18 protein-coding genes, 1 pseudogene and 1 riboswitch are annotated in these 19,035 nt (G+C 59.5%); of the genes and pseudogenes, 15 read left to right on the top strand and 4 right to left on the bottom strand.

Annotation, left to right across the window (positions count from 1 at the left end; genetic code table 11):
- The first annotated feature begins 26 nt into the window (after positions 1–26).
- A complete protein-coding gene (gene mutL / locus F8B91_RS07130; protein WP_196502979.1) occupies positions 27–1,739 on the top strand; it encodes a DNA mismatch repair endonuclease MutL in 1,713 nt (570 codons plus the stop codon).
- Here mutL and rsmD read toward each other — a convergent pair.
- Positions 1,736–2,329: a 16S rRNA (guanine(966)-N(2))-methyltransferase RsmD gene (gene rsmD, locus F8B91_RS07125; protein WP_432432026.1), complete on the bottom strand. Its 594-nt coding sequence runs from the start codon at positions 2,327–2,329 to the stop codon at positions 1,736–1,738. The genes mutL and rsmD overlap by 4 nt on opposite strands.
- Between rsmD and F8B91_RS07120 the strand changes: the two genes are divergently transcribed.
- Positions 2,328–2,786, top strand: coding sequence for a nucleoside deaminase (locus F8B91_RS07120; RefSeq protein WP_432432025.1), 459 nt, complete (start codon positions 2,328–2,330; stop codon positions 2,784–2,786). The two genes, rsmD and F8B91_RS07120, sit on opposite strands and share 2 nt — an antisense overlap.
- Here the strand turns inward: F8B91_RS07120 and F8B91_RS07115 are convergent.
- Together F8B91_RS07115 and purD are read right to left on the bottom strand one after the other, a co-directional pair.
- The gene (locus F8B91_RS07115; RefSeq protein WP_196502978.1) at positions 2,761–3,615 is read right to left on the bottom strand and encodes a patatin-like phospholipase family protein; all 855 of its coding nucleotides are present in this window, start codon (positions 3,613–3,615) and stop codon (positions 2,761–2,763) included. The genes F8B91_RS07120 and F8B91_RS07115 overlap by 26 nt on opposite strands.
- Positions 3,612–4,871, bottom strand: a complete 1,260-nt coding sequence (gene purD, locus F8B91_RS07110) for a phosphoribosylamine--glycine ligase (protein ID WP_196503922.1) — start codon at positions 4,869–4,871, stop codon at positions 3,612–3,614. Before purD ends, F8B91_RS07115 begins: the two co-directional genes overlap by 4 nt.
- Positions 4,872–4,934: 63 nt before the next feature.
- Here purD and xseA point away from each other — a divergent pair, with 63 nt between their 5' ends.
- The 12 genes and pseudogenes from xseA to rarD all read left to right on the top strand — a co-directional run bounded on the left by xseA (position 4,935) and on the right by rarD (position 18,147).
- Complete coding sequence (gene xseA, locus F8B91_RS07105) at positions 4,935–6,329, top strand: exodeoxyribonuclease VII large subunit (protein WP_348641725.1); 1,395 nt, start codon at positions 4,935–4,937, stop codon at positions 6,327–6,329.
- Between the two features lie 32 nt (positions 6,330–6,361).
- Positions 6,362–6,562 (top strand): annotated as a pseudogene (locus F8B91_RS16910) (DUF2093 domain-containing protein); the annotation flags it as partial.
- Between the two features lie 127 nt (positions 6,563–6,689).
- Positions 6,690–8,090 carry a class II 3-deoxy-7-phosphoheptulonate synthase gene (locus F8B91_RS07095; RefSeq protein WP_196502975.1) on the top strand — a complete coding sequence of 467 codons (1,401 nt, stop codon included), beginning with the start codon at positions 6,690–6,692 and terminating at the stop codon, positions 8,088–8,090.
- Positions 8,091–8,164: 74 nt separating this feature from the next.
- Positions 8,165–8,310: riboswitch (FMN riboswitch) on the top strand.
- Positions 8,311–8,393: 83 nt separating this feature from the next.
- Positions 8,394–9,362, top strand: coding sequence for a bifunctional diaminohydroxyphosphoribosylaminopyrimidine deaminase/5-amino-6-(5-phosphoribosylamino)uracil reductase RibD (gene ribD / locus F8B91_RS07090; RefSeq protein ID WP_348641724.1), 969 nt, complete (start codon positions 8,394–8,396; stop codon positions 9,360–9,362).
- The gene (locus F8B91_RS07085) at positions 9,343–9,954 is read left to right on the top strand and encodes a riboflavin synthase (RefSeq protein WP_196502974.1); all 612 of its coding nucleotides are present in this window, start codon (positions 9,343–9,345) and stop codon (positions 9,952–9,954) included. Before ribD ends, F8B91_RS07085 begins: the two co-directional genes overlap by 20 nt.
- A complete protein-coding gene (ribB, locus tag F8B91_RS07080; RefSeq protein WP_196502973.1) occupies positions 9,930–11,159 on the top strand; it encodes a 3,4-dihydroxy-2-butanone-4-phosphate synthase in 1,230 nt (409 codons plus the stop codon). Before F8B91_RS07085 ends, ribB begins: the two co-directional genes overlap by 25 nt.
- Positions 11,150–11,626, top strand: a complete 477-nt coding sequence (gene ribH / locus F8B91_RS07075) for a 6,7-dimethyl-8-ribityllumazine synthase (RefSeq protein ID WP_246714988.1) — start codon at positions 11,150–11,152, stop codon at positions 11,624–11,626. Before ribB ends, ribH begins: the two co-directional genes overlap by 10 nt.
- Before the next feature lie 51 nt (positions 11,627–11,677).
- On the top strand, positions 11,678–12,388 hold the full coding sequence (locus F8B91_RS07070; RefSeq protein ID WP_196502972.1) for a glutathione S-transferase N-terminal domain-containing protein: 711 nt from the start codon (positions 11,678–11,680) through the stop codon (positions 12,386–12,388).
- 110 nt (positions 12,389–12,498) lie between these two features.
- On the top strand, positions 12,499–13,959 hold the full coding sequence (locus F8B91_RS07065; RefSeq protein WP_196502971.1) for a DUF6600 domain-containing protein: 1,461 nt from the start codon (positions 12,499–12,501) through the stop codon (positions 13,957–13,959).
- Between the two features lie 206 nt (positions 13,960–14,165).
- Positions 14,166–15,533, top strand: coding sequence for a cysteine--tRNA ligase (cysS, locus tag F8B91_RS07060; protein ID WP_196502970.1), 1,368 nt, complete (start codon positions 14,166–14,168; stop codon positions 15,531–15,533).
- On the top strand, positions 15,530–17,101 hold the full coding sequence (cimA, locus tag F8B91_RS07055; RefSeq protein WP_196502969.1) for a citramalate synthase: 1,572 nt from the start codon (positions 15,530–15,532) through the stop codon (positions 17,099–17,101). The genes cysS and cimA overlap by 4 nt, the downstream gene beginning before the upstream one ends.
- A 113-nt stretch (positions 17,102–17,214) precedes the next feature.
- The gene (rarD, locus tag F8B91_RS07050; RefSeq protein WP_196502968.1) at positions 17,215–18,147 is read left to right on the top strand and encodes an EamA family transporter RarD; all 933 of its coding nucleotides are present in this window, start codon (positions 17,215–17,217) and stop codon (positions 18,145–18,147) included.
- Here rarD and F8B91_RS07045 read toward each other — a convergent pair.
- On the bottom strand, positions 18,131–18,745 hold the full coding sequence (locus F8B91_RS07045) for a TIGR00730 family Rossman fold protein (protein WP_196502967.1): 615 nt from the start codon (positions 18,743–18,745) through the stop codon (positions 18,131–18,133). The genes rarD and F8B91_RS07045 overlap by 17 nt on opposite strands.
- 94 nt (positions 18,746–18,839) lie before the next feature.
- Here F8B91_RS07045 and F8B91_RS07040 point away from each other — a divergent pair, with 94 nt between their 5' ends.
- Positions 18,840–19,031, top strand: coding sequence for a hypothetical protein (locus tag F8B91_RS07040; RefSeq protein ID WP_196502966.1), 192 nt, complete (start codon positions 18,840–18,842; stop codon positions 19,029–19,031).
- Positions 19,032–19,035 lie beyond the last annotated feature (4 nt).

The following is a 19,035-nucleotide window of genomic DNA, read 5'->3' as shown; positions in this document are numbered from 1 at the left end:
GTCTCCGTGCGGCTATCTTGCCGTCCATGCGAATCCGCAAACTTTCTGAAGGGACCATCAACCGCATCGCCGCAGGCGAAGTGCTGGAGCGGCCTGCCAGTGCGGTCAAGGAACTGGTGGAGAATGCGATCGATGCGGGCGCAACCCAGATTGATGTGGTCTTCCGCGGCGGTGGCAAAAGCCTGATCCGCGTCACCGACAATGGCATCGGCATGGTGCCGGAAGACATGCTGCTGGCGCTGGAACGCCACGCCACGTCGAAACTCAGCGATGATGAACTGATCAACATTTCCACTTTGGGTTTTCGCGGCGAGGCCTTGCCGTCCATCGCATCTGTCTCGCGCTTCGCCTTGACCTCGCATGCTGAAGGAAGCGACGAGGCACATGCACTGGAAGGTGCGGCAGGTGTGTTTTCGCAACCCGCACCGGCGCGTCTCGCGAAAGGCACAGAGATCGAAGTGCGTGATCTTTTCTATGCCACGCCGGCGCGCCTGAAATTCCTCAAGTCAGATCGCAGCGAAACCACCGAAGCGGTTGATGTGATTCGCAGATTGGCGCTCGCGCATCCTGGGATCGGATTCACATTTGCCAGTGAGGACAGGCAGTGGCTCAACGCGCCGCAAGGCGAAAAGCAGCATGCGCGCATCGCCCGCATCCTAGGCCAGGAGTTCATCACCAACGCCCATCTCGTTTCGCATGCCGGTGAAGACATCCGCATCGAAGGCTATGCCTCGCTGCCCACTTATGCGCGCGGCAATGCCATGCAACAATTTGCTTTTGTGAACGGCAGGCCGGTGCGCGACAAGCTGGTCAGCGGTGCCATCCGCGGCGCCTATGCCGATGTGCTGCCGCCGGGGCGCTATCCTTCGGTCGTGCTGTTCATCGACTGCGCGCCCACGCGCGTCGATGTGAATGTGCATCCCGCCAAAACCGAAGTGCGCTTCCGCGATCCAAGCCTGGTGCGCAGCCTCATCGTCTCCGCCATCAAGCGGGTGCTGACGGGGATGGAAATCAAACCGGACACTGCCAAGACTTTCGCTGCCGCGTCTGCCTTCAGCCAGAACTGGTCGCCGTCTCCTGCCGCCACGCAAGCCGCCTTCGCCATGCAAATGCCGCTGGAGGGATTGAGTGAAGAGGCAGCCCAAACCCCACTGACAGATTACCCGCTGGGCATCGCCCGCGCGCAAATTCACGACACTTACATCGTGGCGCAAACATCAGCTGGCTTCATCCTGGTGGACCAGCACGCCGCGCATGAACGTATCGTTTACGAGCGCCTGAAGGCAGAGAGAGCCGGGCAGGGTATCGTCACCCAGCCTCTGTTGGTGCCGCAGGTGGTGGAGCTTGATCCCGCAGCGCTCGCAGGCGTGTTGGCCATCGAAACTGATCTCGCTGCCTTGGGCCTGAAGATCGAAAGCTTCGGCGAAAACGCGATCTTGCTGCGCGAAGTGCCCGCCGCATTGGCACAGGCCAACATCGCAGCATTGCTTAAGGCCGTGGCGGACGACGCGCTCGAGTCAGACCAGTCCGAAGGCGTGCAGGCCCGCATCAACCACCTGCTGGCCACCATGGCCTGCCACTATTCCGTGCGTGCCGGCCGCAAACTCCGCGTCGATGAAATGAACGCGCTCCTGCGTGAAATGGAACACACCCCCAATGCCGGCCAATGCAACCACGGCAGGCCAACCTTCATCGCGCTGGAAATGAAGGACATCGAGCGGCTGTTCGGGAGGGCTTAGGCCTTCTGGTAAATCAAAACCTGCGTGTCGCCATATTCGCGCTTGTCCAGCAACGCAAGGCCCGGCACGTCACCCACAATGCTTTTGGCGGCTTCTTCCAGAACCACAACGCCGCCAGCACTCAACCACCCGCCCGCCAGCACCGAAGCCAGAGCCTTCTCGCCCAATCCCTTACCATAAGGCGGATCAGCGAAAATCAGCTCATAGGGCGACTGCGGTGCCGCAGGCCCCAGATCAGTCGCATCGCGCCGCCAGATGCGGGTCTGGCCGATCACCCCGCAATTATCCGCATTGGTGCGGATCACGCCGCGCGCGCCCGCGTCTTCTTCTACAAAGCAGCAATATTTGGCGCCGCGCGAAATCGCTTCCAGCCCCAGCGCGCCGGTGCCGGCGAACAGGTCCATCACCCGCGCATCTTCCAGCTCAAAACCTTCCACGCCATGCGCCAGAATGTTGAAAATGGATTCGCGCACCCGGTCCGAGGTGGGCCTTGTGGCGCCACTTGTTGGCCCCTTGATTTCGCGGCCTTTGAATTTTCCGGCGACAATGCGCATGGTGTGATCCGTTGGAATGGAATATGCATCTGCCATGCTCAAACAAAAACTGCCAGAGGCGATGATGCTGGCTATCGAAGAAGCCAAGGCCGCCGCTTTCCTCGGTGAAGTGCCGGTGGGTGCCGTCATCCTGTCGAAAGACGGCGATCTCCTGGCCAGCGCCGCCAACCGCACGCTGGCAGACAAAGACCCCACCGCCCATGCCGAACTGCTGGCCATCCGCAAGGCCGCCCAGGTGCTGGGCAGCGAGCGGCTAATTGATTGCGATCTCTATGTCACGCTGGAGCCCTGCGCCATGTGTGCAGCGGCGATTTCATTCGCCCGCATCAGGCGCGTCTATTTCGGCGCATCGGATGAAAAGATGGGTGCGGTGGAAAACGGCCCGCGCTTTTTCGGGCAACCCACCTGTCATCACCGGCCGGAGGTTTACAGCGGCATCGGCGAGGCCGAGGCCAAGGCGCTGCTGCTCAATTTCTTTCAAACGCGTCGCTGAGTTCGCGGTTGATCAGCGCGTTGACGCGCGCATCCAGTTCGCGCTTCAGCTGTTCCTTGGCGGGCTTGGCCCATTCCAGAATCTGGTTCACCCGGAAAAAATCTGCGGCACCCACCCGGTCCACGTCCGGCGTGATATAGATTTCCGGCGCATGCTGCGCGCGGCGCAATTGCGCCAGCTCATTGAAAGTGATCAGCAGCGAACCGACTGCCAGTTCCAAGCTGCTCGGCGTCTTGCCACCCAGCGGGCGGGGCCTGCCGGTCACATCGATGGCCACGGTGAAATCGGCCTTGGCATGGTTGAACGGCACGGGGTTCTTCACCCCGCCATCCACATGCAATCGGCCATTGATGTAAGGCCCGTTGATCACGCCTGGAATGGCGATCGAAGCACCCACCGCCGCGGTGACGCTACCCTTGGTGAACACCACTTCTTCCATCGATTCATAATCGGTGGCGATGATTTTCAGCGGAATTTTCTGGTCCTCGATCAGCTGCGGCAAATCATTGGGCAAGGCAATGTCGGCCAGCTTCTGCCCGTCCAGCCGCACCGAAAGCAAACTGCTCACCGAGAACAATTGCGAGAACCGCGTCTGCTTGGTGCCAAAAACATGCTTGGCAAAGATCCGCCGGTGCGAAAGCAGACGCACAGCGTGCTCGCGGATTTCGATGCCGCTCATGCCGCCCGCATAAAGTGCGCCGACCAGCGCACCCATCGAACAGCCGGCAATCACCGAAGGCTTGAGGCCCAGTTCATCGAACGCCTCAAGCATGGGAATATGCGCCAGTCCGCGCGCCGATCCACCGCCGAGGGCCAATCCGATTTTCATTTCTCCAGCGCTCTCCAACCGATGTCTCTGCGGCAGAAGCCATCCGTCCAGTTGATCGCATCAACCACGCGGTAGGCTTTGGCCTGCGCCGATCGTATATCATCGCCCGTTGCGGTCACATTAAGGACGCGCCCGCCATTGGAAACCAGCGCCTCGCCATCCAGCGCCGTGCCCGCATGAAACACTTCAACGCCTTTCTCAAAGTCCTGATTCAAACCGTTGATCGGACTCCCTTTTTGCACATCACCGGGATAACCGTTTGCGGCGACAACAACTGTTAACGCTGGTTGCTTTTTCCAGGCCGCAACCTTGCCCTTCAGCGTGCTATTGGTAGTGGCCAACAGCAGATCGATGAGATCGCTTTCCAGCCGTATCATCAGCACCTGCGTTTCGGGATCGCCAAATCGCGCATTGTATTCGATCAGCTTCGGCCCCTGCGCCGTGAGGATCAGGCCCGCATACAAAACGCCAGTATAGGGATGCCCCATCTCGGCCAGCCCCTTGACCGTAGGCTTCACGATTTTTTCCAGCGCCTCATCGCACAGCGCATTGGTCATGCAAGGGGCAGGGGAATAGGCCCCCATGCCACCGGTATTCGGCCCGGTGTCGCCTTCGCCCACGCGCTTGTGATCCTGCGCGGTAGTGAGCGGCAAAACATCCACACCATCGGTCAACACAAAGAAGCTCGCTTCCTCGCCTTCAAGAAATTCTTCGATCACACATTCGCCCTCGCCAAAGCGCCCGGCGAAAATCTCTTTCACAGCAGCTTCCGATTCAGCCAGTGTCATCGCGACAGTCACGCCTTTGCCCGCTGCCAGCCCATCAGCCTTCACCACAATGGGCGCGCCCATCTTCTTGAGATAAGCAAGGGCAGGGGCTTCCGCCTTGAAGCGCTCATAGGCAGCAGTGGGAATATTGTACTTCGCGCAAAGGTCCTTGGTGAAACCCTTTGAGCCTTCCAACTGTGCGGCAAATTTCGTAGGCCCGAATGCGGGAATGCCTGCAGCCTTCAAATCATCCACCAAACCCGCAACCAGCGGCGCTTCCGGCCCCACCACCACGAAGCCGATCTGCTGGTCGCGGCAGAACGCGATCACCGCCGCATGATCGGAAATCTTGAGATTGGCGATTTCCGCCAATTGCCCGATGCCCGGATTGCCCGGGGCCGCAAACAGCTTGTTCAGCCGCTTGGATTTCACCAGCGCATAAGCCAGAGCATGCTCGCGCCCGCCTGAGCCGATTAGCAGGACATTCATGTTTTCGTTTTGCATGAGCCAACCCTATCTGGCATCAACAGGATGGAATCAAGGAAAACTCGTTTGGTCGAATACGATCCTGAAACCGGTGAAATTCTGGATGCCGCACCTGTCTCCAATCAGGGCGAGGTGTCAGTCAGTGAATTGTCGCAAGCGCTGAAGCGCACGCTGGAAGACCGCTTCGGCCATGTGCGCGTGCGTGGCGAGATTTCCGGCTATCGCGGCCCGCATTCCTCCGGCCATTGCTATTTCTCGATCAAGGACGAGGGCGCCAAAATCGACGCCATCATCTGGCGCGGCAGCTTCTCCCGCCTGCGCAGCAAGATGCAGGACGGGCTGGAGGTCATCGCCACCGGCAAGATCAGCTCTTACCCCAACAAATCCAGCTACCAGATCATCGTCGAAAATATCGAGCCCGCCGGTGCCGGCGCACTCATGGCGCTGCTGGAAGAACGCAAGCGCATGTTGCAGGCCGAAGGCCTGTTCGAGCAATCGCGCAAGAAGCCGCTGCCCTATCTGCCGCGCGTGATCGGCATCGTCACTTCGCCCACGGGTGCTGTGATCCGCGATATTCTGCACCGGCTGAATGACCGCTTCCCGCGCCAGGTTCTGGTCTGGCCGGTGCGCGTGCAGGGCGAAACCGCCGCCGCCGAAGTGGCTGCGGCCATCAAGGGCTTCAATGAAATGGCCGACAAGCCCGATCTGCTGATCGTGGCGCGCGGCGGCGGCTCGCTCGAAGATCTCTGGCCTTTCAACGAAGAAATCGTCGCCCGCGCCGTGGTCGCCAGTGCCATTCCGCTGATCTCCGCCGTGGGCCATGAGACCGATACAACGCTGATCGATTTCGTGTCCGATTGGCGCGCCCCCACGCCCACCGCTGCCGCTGAACGCGCGGTTCCCGTGCGCGCCGATCTGGTGGCAGAACTCGCAAGTCTCGAAGCCCGCCAGAAGCGCGGCCTGTCGCGCGTCTTCTCGGAAGTGAAACTGCGCCTGCAATCCGCCGCCCGCGCGCTGCCCAAACCGGACGATATTCTCGCCCAGGCCCGCCAGCGATTGGATAGCTCTGCGGCGGCCCTGCCGCGCGGCCTGAGGGCCAATCTGCAAAGCCATGCGCTCACACTCACCCGCCAGTCCGGCCGCCTGAGCCTCGGTCCCTTGGCAAATCGCGTCACCGAAGCCCGCCGCCGCCTCACCGAAAGCCAAGGCAGGGCCACACGCGGCCTCACGCAACTTCTCGCCCGCAAGCGCGACATGCTCTCATCCGAAACCAAACTGCTCGGCGCGCTGGGCTATAAATCCGTGCTGGCGCGCGGCTTTGCGGTGCTGCGCGATGCTTCCGGCACGCCCTTGCGCGGCATCACCGGCATCAAGCCCAACGCGCAATTGCAGGTCGAAATGGCTGACGGAAAACTCGACGTCACCGCCACGCCGCCCAAGGCGCAAAAGTCACTCTTCTAATTTGGGCGGCCAAGCGCTATATGTCCCACGTCATGAATTTTCACGGCCACCCCATCCCGCCTCAGCGTGAGGCCCGGATCAAATATCTCGACGGAGACTTCCAGGTCCTCCGTGAGGGTGAATTCGTGCGCTGCGCCGTGACCGGCGACCCGATCCGCCTTGAAAACCTGCGCTATTGGTCGGTAGACCGCCAGGAAGCCTATAAGTCGGCGGCCGAATCCTATCTGGCCGAAAAGCGCTTTTCAGGTCGATTTACCACAAGTCCTGAACTTTCCCGCCACTGCCCAAAGCCTCAGCTGGGCTGGCGTTCAGGCCCTGAACCCCCTATATGAGGCTCTCTTTTTTGGTGGAGTAACTGAAATGACTGCGAATTGGACACCTGACTCATGGCGGAATTTCCCCGTGATGCAGATGCCGGATTATCCGGATGCCGAAAAGCTGAAGGCCACGGAAGGCCGTCTCGCTGGCTTTCCGCCGCTGGTTTTTGCAGGTGAAGCCCGCAAGCTGAAGCGTAAACTGGCCCGCGTGGCCGAAGGCAAGGGTTTCCTGCTGCAAGGCGGCGATTGCGCCGAAAGCTTCGCTGAACATTCAGCCGACAACATCCGCGATTTTTTCCGCGTGTTCCTGCAAATGGCTGTGGTTCTCACATTCGCTGGCCGTCAGCCAGTGGTGAAAGTCGGCCGCATTGCCGGCCAGTTCGCCAAGCCGCGTTCCTCGCCCACCGAAACCATTGGCGGCGTGGAATATCCGATCTATCGCGGCGACATCGTGAATGACTCAGAAGCCACCATCGCGGGCCGCCTGCCGGACCCGGAACGCCAGATCATGGCTTACCGCCAGTCTGCCGCCACGCTGAACCTGCTGCGCGCCTTTGCCCAGGGTGGCTATGCCAACCTTGAGCATGTGCACCAGTGGACTCTGGGCTTCCTGAAGGACAGCCCCGCTTCAGAGCAATATTCGGCCATGTCCGACCGGATCGGCGAGGCGCTGAGCTTCATGCGCGCTTGCGGCATCACGGCGGAAACGGCACCGCAGCTGCGTTCGACCGATTTCTTCACCAGCCATGAAGCGCTGCTTCTTGGTTATGAGCAGGCGCTGACGCGTGTGGATTCGACCAGTGGCGACTATTATGCCACCTCTGGCCACATGCTGTGGATTGGTGACCGCACGCGCCAGCCGGATCATGCCCATGTGGAATTCGCGCGCGGCGTGAAGAACCCGATTGGCCTGAAATGCGGCCCGTCGTTAAAGCCGGATGAATTGATCAAGCTGATTGATCTGCTCAACCCGGAGAACGAACCCGGCCGTCTCACCCTCATCGCCCGCTTCGGCGCTGACAAGGTGGACAAGCACCTCCCGGATCTCATTCGCGCCGTGAAGCGTGAAGGCCGCGTCGTCGTCTGGTCGTGTGACCCGATGCATGGCAACACGGTGAAATCAACCACCGGCTACAAGACGCGCCCCTTCGACTCGATCCTGAAGGAAGTGCGCGGCTTCATGGCCATCCATCAGGCAGAAGGCACCCATGCCGGCGGCATCCATGTCGAAATGACCGGCAAGGACGTCACCGAATGCACCGGCGGCCTGCGTGCTCTGCGCGATGAAGACCTCAACGACCGCTACCACACCTTCTGCGACCCCCGCCTCAACGCGGCCCAGGCGCTGGAGTTGTCATTCCTGGTGGCCGAAGAGCTGAAAAAGGAACAGGCCCTCAATCCCAAAAAGTGGGACGAGGATGAGGCCTTCGAAGCGGCCGAATAACGAACTCTCGATTTCAATTTGAAAGGGCGGCTTTGGCCGCCCTTGTTTTTTTCTGAAACCCATCCTATTACAGATACAGTTCTCAGGGCGGGGTGTGACTCCCCACCGGCGGTAATCGGTCTTCGGACCGGGAGCCCGCGAGCGGCCTTTGAAAGAAGGTGTCAGCAGACTTGGTGAGATTCCAAGGCCGACGGTATAGTCCGGATGAAAGAGAACACATGATAGGGACAAACCGCACCCGTATTGGGTGTGGATTTCGTTTCTTTCATTGCCCTGTTGAACGCTGAAAGGCGGAAGAAACAGGTGTCACACACCACAGTGATTGAACGGATTTCGCAGGCTGACATCAGGGCCGGCATGCGCGCGGCCTTGTCCGCAGCGCGCGAATGCGAAGGAGCGACAGCGCCCAATCCGCCAGTGGGTTGCGCGTTGCTGGATGCTTCGGGCAAGATCATCACCACGGCCGCCCATCATGGCGCAGGCCAGCTTCATGCCGAAGCCTTGGCGATCAAACAGGCGCGCGAACTGGGGCGTGTGAACGACATCCACACTGTTGTGGTCACGCTAGAACCTTGCAACCACCACGGCCGCACACCGCCTTGCACCGAAGCCATTCTGGCCACGCCCGCAAAATCCGTGATCATCGGCGCGCGCGATCCCAACCCAAAGGTGACCGGCGGCGGAGCAGCACTTCTGCATGCCAAAGGAATCGAAGTCGTATTTGCCGAAAGCACCGAATTGCAGCGTCTCATCGCGCCGTTCCGCAAGGTGGCAAAGCTGGGCCTGCCTTGGCTCACAGTGAAGCAGGCGATCAATCTTCAAGGCACCATGATCCCGCCGCAGGGTGAAAAGACATTCACCTCGCCTGCATCACTGAACCTAGCGCATCAATTGCGCCGCCGGGCCGATGCCATCATCACTGGCTCCGGCACCATCCTTGCGGATGATCCGCATTTCACCGTGCGCAATGTCGAGGATTTCCCCAACAAGCGCCGCAAGCTGATCCTATTTGATCGCCGCCGCCGGGTGCCGCAAGCCTATGTCGATGCCGCCACTGCGCGCGGCTTCACCATCGAATTTCATCACCATCTGGGTGAAGCCCTGCATTCTGTCGTGGCCGGGGGCGGTCTCGAAGTGTTGGTGGAGGCGGGCCCATTGCTCACAGCGCATGTGCTCGCCTCTCCCTTCTGGGATGAGCATGTGCGCATCAGCCAAACTGCCGGAACCGAATATGACGGAGACAAGATAGACCATGTTCTCAGGAATCATTGACAGGCTGGGCCAGGTGGCCGACGCCACCTTTGAGGACGGTGCACTCACCTGCCGCGTCCTCACCGGCTACGGAGATCTGGAATTGGGTGAGAGCATCGCTGTCAACGGCGTGTGCCTCACCGTCGCCGATATTTTCCTCGGCGGGGATGCAGAATTCTTCGCCAGCAGCGAGACATTGGCGCGCACCAATCTCGGCCAGGTCGCGGCAGATACCAAAGTGAATCTCGAACGCTCCGTCAGTCTCAACACCAGACTTTCTGGCCACATGGTGCAAGGCCATGTGGATGGCATGGGCAAGCTGGTTGCAGTGGAAGCCATCAGCGGTGCGTGGAAACTGGCGGTGGATATCCCGGCCTCTGTCGCGCGCTATTGCGTTGAGAAGGGCTCAATCGCCATTGATGGCATCAGCCTCACCATCAATTCCTTGCAAGATCAGCCAGGCGGCGGCGCACGCATCGGCCTGATGATCATTCCTCACACCTGGGAGCACACCACGCTGCACGCAACTGCCGTGGGCGATGCGCTCAATATCGAAGTCGACGTCATTGCCAAATATGTGGAGCGCCTATGTCAGCCCTATCCGAAGCCCTGAAACAATTGCGCAATGGCGGCATGATCATCCTGACCGACGATGAAAGCCGCGAGAATGAAGGCGATCTGGTCATGGCAGCAGAATTTGCCACGCCCGAAGCCATCGCCTTCATGGCTCAGAAGGCTTGCGGCCTCATCTGCCTGCCGATGGCGGCAGAGCAGATTGACCGATTGGGCCTCGGGCCCATGGTGGCCGCTAATAAGGCGCGCCGCAGCACCGCCTTCACCGCATCCATCGAAGCGCGCGAAGGCATCACAACAGGCATTTCAGCCTTTGACCGTGCCCACACCATCAAGGTAGCCGCAGACCCGAATGTAAAAGCCGGAGACATCGTGTCACCCGGCCACATCTTTCCGCTGCGCGCGACTGAAGGCGGCGTGCTGAAACGCGACGGCCATACCGAGGGCTCGGTGGATCTAATGATTCTCGCGGGCCTGAACAGGGCGGCCGTGATTGTCGAGATCATGGGCGCTGATGGCCACATGGCCAAGGGCGAGGAACTTGCCGCTTTCGCCCGCACGCACAATCTGCCCATGTTGGCGATCAGCGAAATCGTGCAGCACCGCCTGGCCACCGAAAACTGGCTGCCGCAGGTCTCCGCCGCTGCCTTGCCCACCAGCTATGCCGAAACGCCGCTGCGCATTCATGCCTTCCGCTCGGAAATTGACGGCGTTGAGCATTTGGCCCTCGTCAAGCATCCGCTGCCCGCCGTGCCGCTGGTGCGCGTGCATTCCGAATGTCTCACGGGCGAAGCCTTCGGCTCCCTGCGCTGTGATTGCGGCCCGCAATTGCAGGACTCGATCCGCCAAGTGGCCGAAAGCGATGGCGGCATGGTGATCTATCTGCGCGGCCATGAGGGCCGGGGCATCGGCCTTGCCAACAAGATCGCCGCCTATGCGCTGCAGGACAAAGGCTATGACACGCTGGACGCCAACACGGCGCTGGGCTTTGCCGCCGATGGCAGGGACTATGCTGCCGCAACCAAGATCCTGCATCACTTCGGCGTGAAGCAAGTGCAGCTGCTCACCAACAATCCCGCCAAGGAAGCTGCCCTCAAGGATGGTGGCGTTGCAGTGGTGGGCGTGACGCTGGGTGTGGAGCCCAACCCCTTCAACGCTCTCTATCTCGAAACCAAGCGCGCCCGCTTCGGCCACACGCTGCCCCCGGCTGCGAAACCCAAGCTCGAACTGACGAAATGGAACTGAAAATTATGCGCACCATCCCCGAAACAAAGTCCACCTGGCGCATTGCCGTCATCACCAGCCGCTTCAATGAAGAAGTCACAGGTGGATTGAAGAAAGGCGCCATCGCTGCCTTGGCGGAGCATGGCATCACTGTAAAGCCGGAAGACGTTTTTCCGGCTCCCGGCGCTTTCGAGCTTCCCTTGCTCGCCCAAAGCCTGGCCCGCTCTGGCCGCTATCAGGGCGTGATCTGCTTGGGCTGCGTGATCAAGGGCGAGACGGCGCATTTTGAGTTCATCAGCCTCGGCGGCACGATCGGCACCATGCTGGCCATGCTGGCCACCGAAACGCCGATCGCCTTTGGTATCATCACCACTTACAATGATGACCAGGCCATTTCCCGCAGCCGTGAAGACCACCACAACAAGGGCAGGGAGGCGGCTCTGGCCTGCGTGGAAACCTTGGAGACCCTGCAGAAAATGCGCTTGTAATCGGCAGGTTGCCGCCTATCTGTATCAAACTCGAATACAGAAAGAAGCAACATGATTGACCTTCACTATTGGCCCACGCCCAATGGCCACAAGATCACGATTTTCCTCGAAGAAGCGGGCCTTCCCTTCACTATTCACAAGGTCGATATCGGCAAGGGCGACCAGTTCAAGCCGGAATTCCTGGCCATTGCCCCCAACAACCGCATGCCTGCGATTGTCGATCACGCGCCGAAAGACGGCGGCAAGCCGATCAGCATTTTTGAATCAGGCGCCATCCTGCAATATCTCGCCGAAAAGACCGGCAAGTTCCTTCCCGCCGACATTCGCGGCCGCACCGAAGTGATGGAATGGCTGTTCTGGCAAATGGCGGGCCTCGGTCCCATGGCCGGGCAGAACGGGCATTTCAACGTCTATGCGCCTGAGAAAATCCCCTACGCGATGGACCGCTACACCAAGGAAACCGCGCGGCTTTACGGCGTGCTGAACAAGCGCCTGGCCGACCGTGAATTTGTCGCCGGTGAATACTCGATTGCCGACATGGCCAGTTATCCCTGGATCGTGCCGCATGAAAACCACAAGCAGAAGCTTGAGGATTTTCCGAACCTCAAGCGCTGGTTTGAAGCGATCAAGGCCCGCCCCGCCGTGGTCAAAGCCTATGCGAACGTCGCAGCCTCCTATTCCAAGCCGATGACCGACGATGAGCGCAAAGTTCTCTTCGGCCAAGGGGCTAACCCTGGCGTCCGAGCAAATCCAGCGCGCTGAAAACCTGCTTGTCCTCGTTCATTTTCGGTTCACCTAGGTTACATTTCCGAGGCGTTCGGAACTCACCCCCTCTCGCTTCATTGACAGTGATAACCAGGAGGACTGAATCTGTGCGTATCAAGTCATTATTGCTAAGCGGTGCCGTTGCGGTGATGTGTGTCGGGATGTTCCCCGATGCGCCCAGCGCAATCCGTTCAATCTCTGCTGCCCAGGCGCAGAATGTATCTCTGAGTTTTTCCGTCTTCTATGACGGGCTGAAAAACGATGGCGAATGGGTGAGGTACAAAGACCGTTACGTATTTGTGCCAAGCAGGGTTGACGACAATTGGCGCCCTTACACGCAGGGCCACTGGTCTCATACCCGTCAATACGGTTGGGTCTGGGTGTCCGACGAGCGGTTTGGATGGGCGACCTACCACTATGGACGTTGGGGCTATGCACGCGATATCGGCTGGTATTGGGTACCAGGCAAGCGCTGGGCTCCGGCTTGGGTGAGCTGGCGCCGCACCGACCGTGACGTCTCATGGGCACCTCTGTCACCTGATTATGACGACGATTACTATGATCGTAATCCGGGCGGAAGCGTGGACATTTCGGCCTCGATCGGTGCGCTGCCGTTTTATTTTTGGGTGAACGTTCCTGCGAGGAATTTCCAGGACCGGGATTTGAATGCACGCATCGTGCGCGACCAGAACGAAAATCGCCGCATCTACGATAGGTCGCAATTCGCTGGTCCGGTGGTGGTGGAAAACAACATCATCATCAACAATGTGATCAACGTGAATTTCATCCAGCAGCAAAGTGGCAAGCCTGTGGAGAGCGTGGAGGTGAAGACGGTAAATGATCCTGTTGCGGCCAAAGGCCAGCAGTCGGGCCAGCAAGCTGCTGTCACCGTGTTCCAGGGCACACTGAAAGCTGATGCAGAGGCCAAGCCGGCTGATGTGAAGCCGTTGGAGCAGGTGACGAAGCAACAAGCTGGCAAACCAAAGTTGCCAGCTGCCACGCCATCTGTTGATCTGCCCGCCAATGGCGAGCAGCCGGCGGCGCCGGCAGAGCCAACGAAGCAGCCTGATGCCACCAAACAGGGAGAAACACCCAAGACCGCGCCACCAAAGGCTGAGGCACCAAAGGCAGAGCCTCCCAAGGCTGAAACTCCACCCACACAACCGCCTCAGGCAGAACAACCAAAGACTGAGGCTCCGAAAACCGAGCCCCCGAAAACTGAGCCCCCAAAGGCACAGTTACCAAAGGTAGAGCCTCCGAAGGCGAAGACCCCGAAGGCAGAACCTCCAAAGGCTCAGGCACCCAAGGCTGAACCCCCGAAGGCAGAACCTCCAAAGGCTCAGGCACCCGAGGCTGAACCGCCGAAGGTAGAACCTCCAAAGGCTCAGGCACCCAAGGCTGACCCCCCGAAGGTAGAACCTCCAAAGGTTGAGGCACCCAAGGCGGAACCCCCAAAGATGGAGCCTCCCAAGGCGCCAGCACCCAAGGCTGAACCGCCCAAGGCCGGAAAACCCAAGGCCTCGGAGCCCTGCAAGCCGGACGACAAAAGCTGCGCACCGGCCAATTGAGGCGCTAGCATTCGGAAACCCTATGGGGCGGCAAGGCTTGACCTTTGCCGCCCTTTCGCGCATTTTGCGCCCGCAATGAACACCGCCCGCCCCATCGCTGCGATTTGCAGCATTATTATTTGCATCTAGCGAACATATCGCTGGCTGGGCGCCGCTTACTCTAATCTCATTCAAGCGTTACCCGGGCAGCCAACCCAGGAAAATCCATGACTTTGCGCATCCACAATACGCTGACGAGGAAGAAGGAAGAGTTCAAGCCGCTCGATCCTTCCAACGTGCGCATGTATGTCTGCGGCCCCACCGTCTATGATTTTGCCCATATCGGCAATGCGCGGCCCGCCATCGTGTTTGACGTGCTCTACCGCCTGCTGCGCCATACTTATGGGGCGGATCACGTCAAATATGTGCGCAATATCACCGACGTGGATGACAAGATCAACGCCCGCGCGCTGCGCGACTATCCCGGCACGCCGCTGAACGAAGCGATCCGCAAGGTCACCGAAAAAACCTACGATCAATACCAGAAGGATGTGAGCGCCCTCGGCTGCTTGCCGCCCAATGCGCAGCCTCGCGCCACCGAGCATATCGAAGGCATGGTCGAAATGATCAGCACACTGATCAACCGCGGCCACGCCTATGAGGCCGCAGGCGAAGTGCTGTTCGATACCGGCTCGATGAAGGACTATGGCGCGCTCTCCGGGCGCAAGATGGAAGACCAACTGGCTGGCGCGCGCGTGGCCGTTGATGCGCACAAGAAAAACCCCGGCGATTTCGTGCTTTGGAAGCAATCCGAAGCCAGTGAACCCGGCTGGGAGTCTCCCTGGGGCCGCGGCCGCCCCGGCTGGCACATCGAATGCTCGGTCATGAGCAAGGCGCATCTGGGCGAAGTCTTCGACATTCACGGCGGCGGCCTCGATCTGATCTTCCCGCATCACGAAAACGAAATCGCCCAAAGCCGCTGCGCCCATGGCAGCAAGGTGATGGCGAACTACTGGATGCACAATGGCTTCCTGCAGGTCGAAGGCGAGAAGATGTCGAAGAGCTTGGGCAATTTCATCACAATTGCTGATGTGTTGCAGAACTGGGGTGGCGAAATCGCGCGCTTCAACATGCTGAAAACGCACTATCGCCAGCCGATTGATTGGACGCAGGCCAGCATGGAAGACAGCTACAAAACCTTGCGTGGCTGGCAGACAGATACAGCAGCCGTCACCGCATCTGCTCCTGACGCCGAAGTTATCGAAGCGTTGAGCGATGATCTGAATTCACATGCTGCATTCACTCGATTGCATCAGCTTGCAAAACAGGGCGAATTTGGGAAACTAAAAGCATCTCTCGATCTATTGGGCTTCACGCTTTCGAACGAGGCGCTGCGGCAAACTTTCAGTGAATCTATCATCGAAACTGGAAAAATCGATGAACTTGTCACCGCCCGCATCGAAGCCCGCAAAGCCAAGAACTTCGCGGAAAGCGACCGCATCCGCGATGAGCTCGTCGCCATGGGCATTGAAATCCAGGACGCCAAAGACCCCGCCACCGGCGAACTCAAGACCGAATGGAAAGTGAAGAGATGACCCGCCGCAAGATCACTCTCTTTGACACCACCTTGCGCGATGGGCAGCAGACGCCGGGCGTGAGCTTCTCGCTGGAAGACAAGCTGGCCGTCATGGCACTGCTCGACCGTCTCGGCGTCGATTACATCGAAGGCGGCTATCCCGGTGGCAACCCCACCGACACCGCGCTGTTCGCAGAAGAGCGCAAATGCAAAGCCACTTTCACCGCCTTCGGCATGACCAAGCGGGCCGGTCGCTCCGTCTCCAATGATGCGGGCCTGCAAACCCTTCTGCAAGCCAAGGCCAAGGCAATCTGCTTTGTCGGCAAAAGCTGGGACTACCAGGTGCGCGTCGCACTCGGCTGCACCAATGAAGAGAATCTCGAATCCATCACCGACAGCGTGAAGGCTGCCAAGGATGCAGGCAAGGAAGTGCTGGTCGATTGCGAGCATTTCTTCGATGGCTACAAGGCCAATCCGGAATACGCATTGGCCTGTGCCAAGGCCGCTTATGATGCCGGCGCGCGCTGGGTCGTGCTGTGCGAAACCAATGGTGGCAGCATGCCGCATGAAGTGCGCGAGATTGTCACCGCCGTGGCGAAAGTCATCCCCGGCAGCCATCTCGGCGTGCATGCCCATAATGATACCGAACAGGCCGTGGCCAATTCGCTCGCAGCGGTGGAGGCTGGCGTGTGCCAGATCCAGGGCACGCTGAACGGCATCGGTGAACGTTGCGGCAATGCCAATCTGATCTCGATCATCGGCACGCTGGGCCTCAAGCCGCATTACGCCAAGCAGTTTGAAATCAGCGCCAAAGTGAGCGAACTCACCACCATCTCGCGCGCCTTCGATGAGCTGCTCAACCGCGCGCCCAATGCGCAGGCGCCCTATGTCGGCAAATCGGCCTTCGCCACCAAGGCCGGCATCCATGCCTCGGCGCTGGCGAAGGACCCGGAAACTTACGAGCATGTGAAGCCCGAAAGCGTGGGCAATCGCCGCGCTATTCTGGTCTCGGACCAAGCCGGTAAATCCAATCTCATCGCAGAGCTCGAACGCATCGGCCTCGCGGTGAAAAAGGATGACACGCGCCTCGATCACCTGCTGCGCGAAGTGAAGGAACGAGAAGCCATCGGCTATGCCTATGACGGTGCGGATGCCTCATTCGAGCTTCTCGCCCGCCGCACGCTGGGCAGCCTGCCGCATTATTTCGACGTGCTCAGCTTCCAGGTGAATGTAGGCCTGCGCGATGGCAACATGTACTCAGAAGCCTCGGTCAAGGTCAAAGTCGGCGATGAAGTGATGATCAGCGCGGGCGAGGGCAATGGCCCGGTCTCGGCACTGGACGTGGCGCTCCGCAAGGACCTCGGCAAATACCAGAAGCATATCGAAGACATGGGGCTGGTTGATTTCAAGGTGCGTATCCTCAATGGCTCCACCAGCGCCATCACCCGCGTCATGATCGAAAGCAAGGACAGCACGGGCCGCCGCTGGTTCACCGTCGGCGTGTCGCCCAATATCGTCGAAGCCTCGTTCCAGGCGCTGCTCGATGCGATGGTGTTCAAGCTGCTGCAGGAGGGCGTTGCCGCCTGATCCATCACGCAAACTGATGGAATGCATCACGGCCGCCGATGAATGGCGGCTGCATTCCAGCCATGTGCGCTTCGGTCTGGCGTGAAGCCCGCCGGATCAGATAAAGCTCCAGCATGATTTCCCGCGTTGAAGGCCTGTCTGACGAACACAAGGGCGTGCTCTATGCCGTCATCGCCCATCTGTTCTGGGGCGCGATGGCCTTCTATTTCGGCCTGATACGCTATGTGAATCCGCTGGAAATCGCCGCCAACCGCGCAATCTGGAGCATCCCGATCGGCCTGTTCATGGTCTGGCGCCTGGGCCTGCTGGACGCCGTCTGGCGCGTGCTCACCAATCCGAAACTGATGGCCATTTTCTGCCTCACCAGTTTCCTCGTCGTCTTCAACTGGACGCTTTATATCTGGTGCATCACCAACGGCCGCACGCTGGATGCCAGCCTCGGCTATTTCATCAACCCGCTGCTCAATGTGGCAGTCGGATATATTTTTCTGGGTGAGCGTTTCACCAAACCGCAGATGATCGCCATTGCGATGGCTGTCGTGGCGGTAATCGTCGTCACCGTCGGCACCGGCGTGTTCCCGGTGATCGGCCTGTCGCTCGGCGGTACTTTCTGCCTCTACGGCCTGGTGCGCAAAACCATGCCCGTGGGTGCTGTCGAAGGCTTCACCATCGAAGTGATCCTCACTTCGATCCCGCTCTTCTTCATTGAGCTCTATTTGTGGAATCACGGCCAGGCCTATTTCGGCACCAGCACTTACAACACCCTGATGCTGCTGGGTTGCGGTGCCTTCACCGCCGGAGCGCTGCTGTTCTACTCAACTTCGTTGCGCCTGATCCGCTATTCCACCGTGGGCATTCTGCAATACCTGTCGCCATCCATCGTGTTCCTCACGGCGGTCTTCGTGTTCGGCGAGCATCTGGACAAGTGGAAGCTCATCGCCTTCAGCATTATCTGGCTGGCTTGTGCGATCTATTCCGTGTCGGCAATTCTGGATGAGCGGGCGAAAAGCGCCAGCCTTGATGTAACGGCTAAAGCTGCTGCCTGATCGCGGCCAGCGGCACTTTCTGCCGTGCCTGTCCTAAGCGGGCGTGATAGAGCGGCACCACTTCATCGACAGTCTTGGCCACATCAAGAAACACTTCCGTCTCGGCGCGGATGAATTGCTCGGCGCGCATATGGTCCAGCAGCTTCAGCAGATGTTCCCAATAGCCTTCAAAATCCGCCACGATGATCGGTTTGGCGTGCTGGTTCAGTTGCGCCCAGGTGGTGATTTCAGCGAGTTCCTCCAGCGTGCCAATGCCGCCGGGCAAAGCCACAAAGCCGGTGGAGCGTTCAAACATCAGAGTCTTGCGCTCATGCATGGAGCGGGTGACGACAAGTTCATTCACCCCGTCCAGCATGCGCTCTTTGGCCACCAGAAATTCCGGGATGATGCCGGTCACATGCCCACCGGCATCGAGAACCGCCTGGGCCGTGGCCCCCATCAGGCCGATGGAGCCACCACCATAAACCAGTCCAATGCCCGCCCGCGCCATCGCGGTGCCAAGGGCGATGGCCGACTTCATGTGGCTGGGATTCCGCCCCGGACTGGACCCGCAATAAACGCAGAGGCGGTGTTCAATCGGGCGGGGGTTCTGCGTCATCGTCAACTTTGCTTTTTGGGGTTCAGGGCCTTATGCAGCAGGCTCTTCACTCCCATATGGGGCCAAAGCATGACAAGATCAATTGCATTGCACCATGACTAAAGCCATCCGCTTTTTCTTCGCACTTCCGGCCCTGATTTCGGGTCTCGCGGTCGCTTGGATTGTCGCTGCGGAACACCAATTGCTGCCCGGCCCGCAAGTGATCCTGGCAAAGTTTCAACAAATCCCGAACCCACGCCAGCTACCTGTTCCGGCATCTCATCTACCACAGAATACAAGGCTTTGAACCG

This window comes from Aestuariivirga litoralis (assembly GCF_015714715.1).
Taxonomy (GTDB): domain Bacteria; phylum Pseudomonadota; class Alphaproteobacteria; order Rhizobiales; family Aestuariivirgaceae; genus Aestuariivirga; species Aestuariivirga litoralis_A.
The sequence above is the reverse complement of the archived record's forward strand: the minus strand, read 5'-3'. Positions and strand labels throughout refer to the sequence as shown.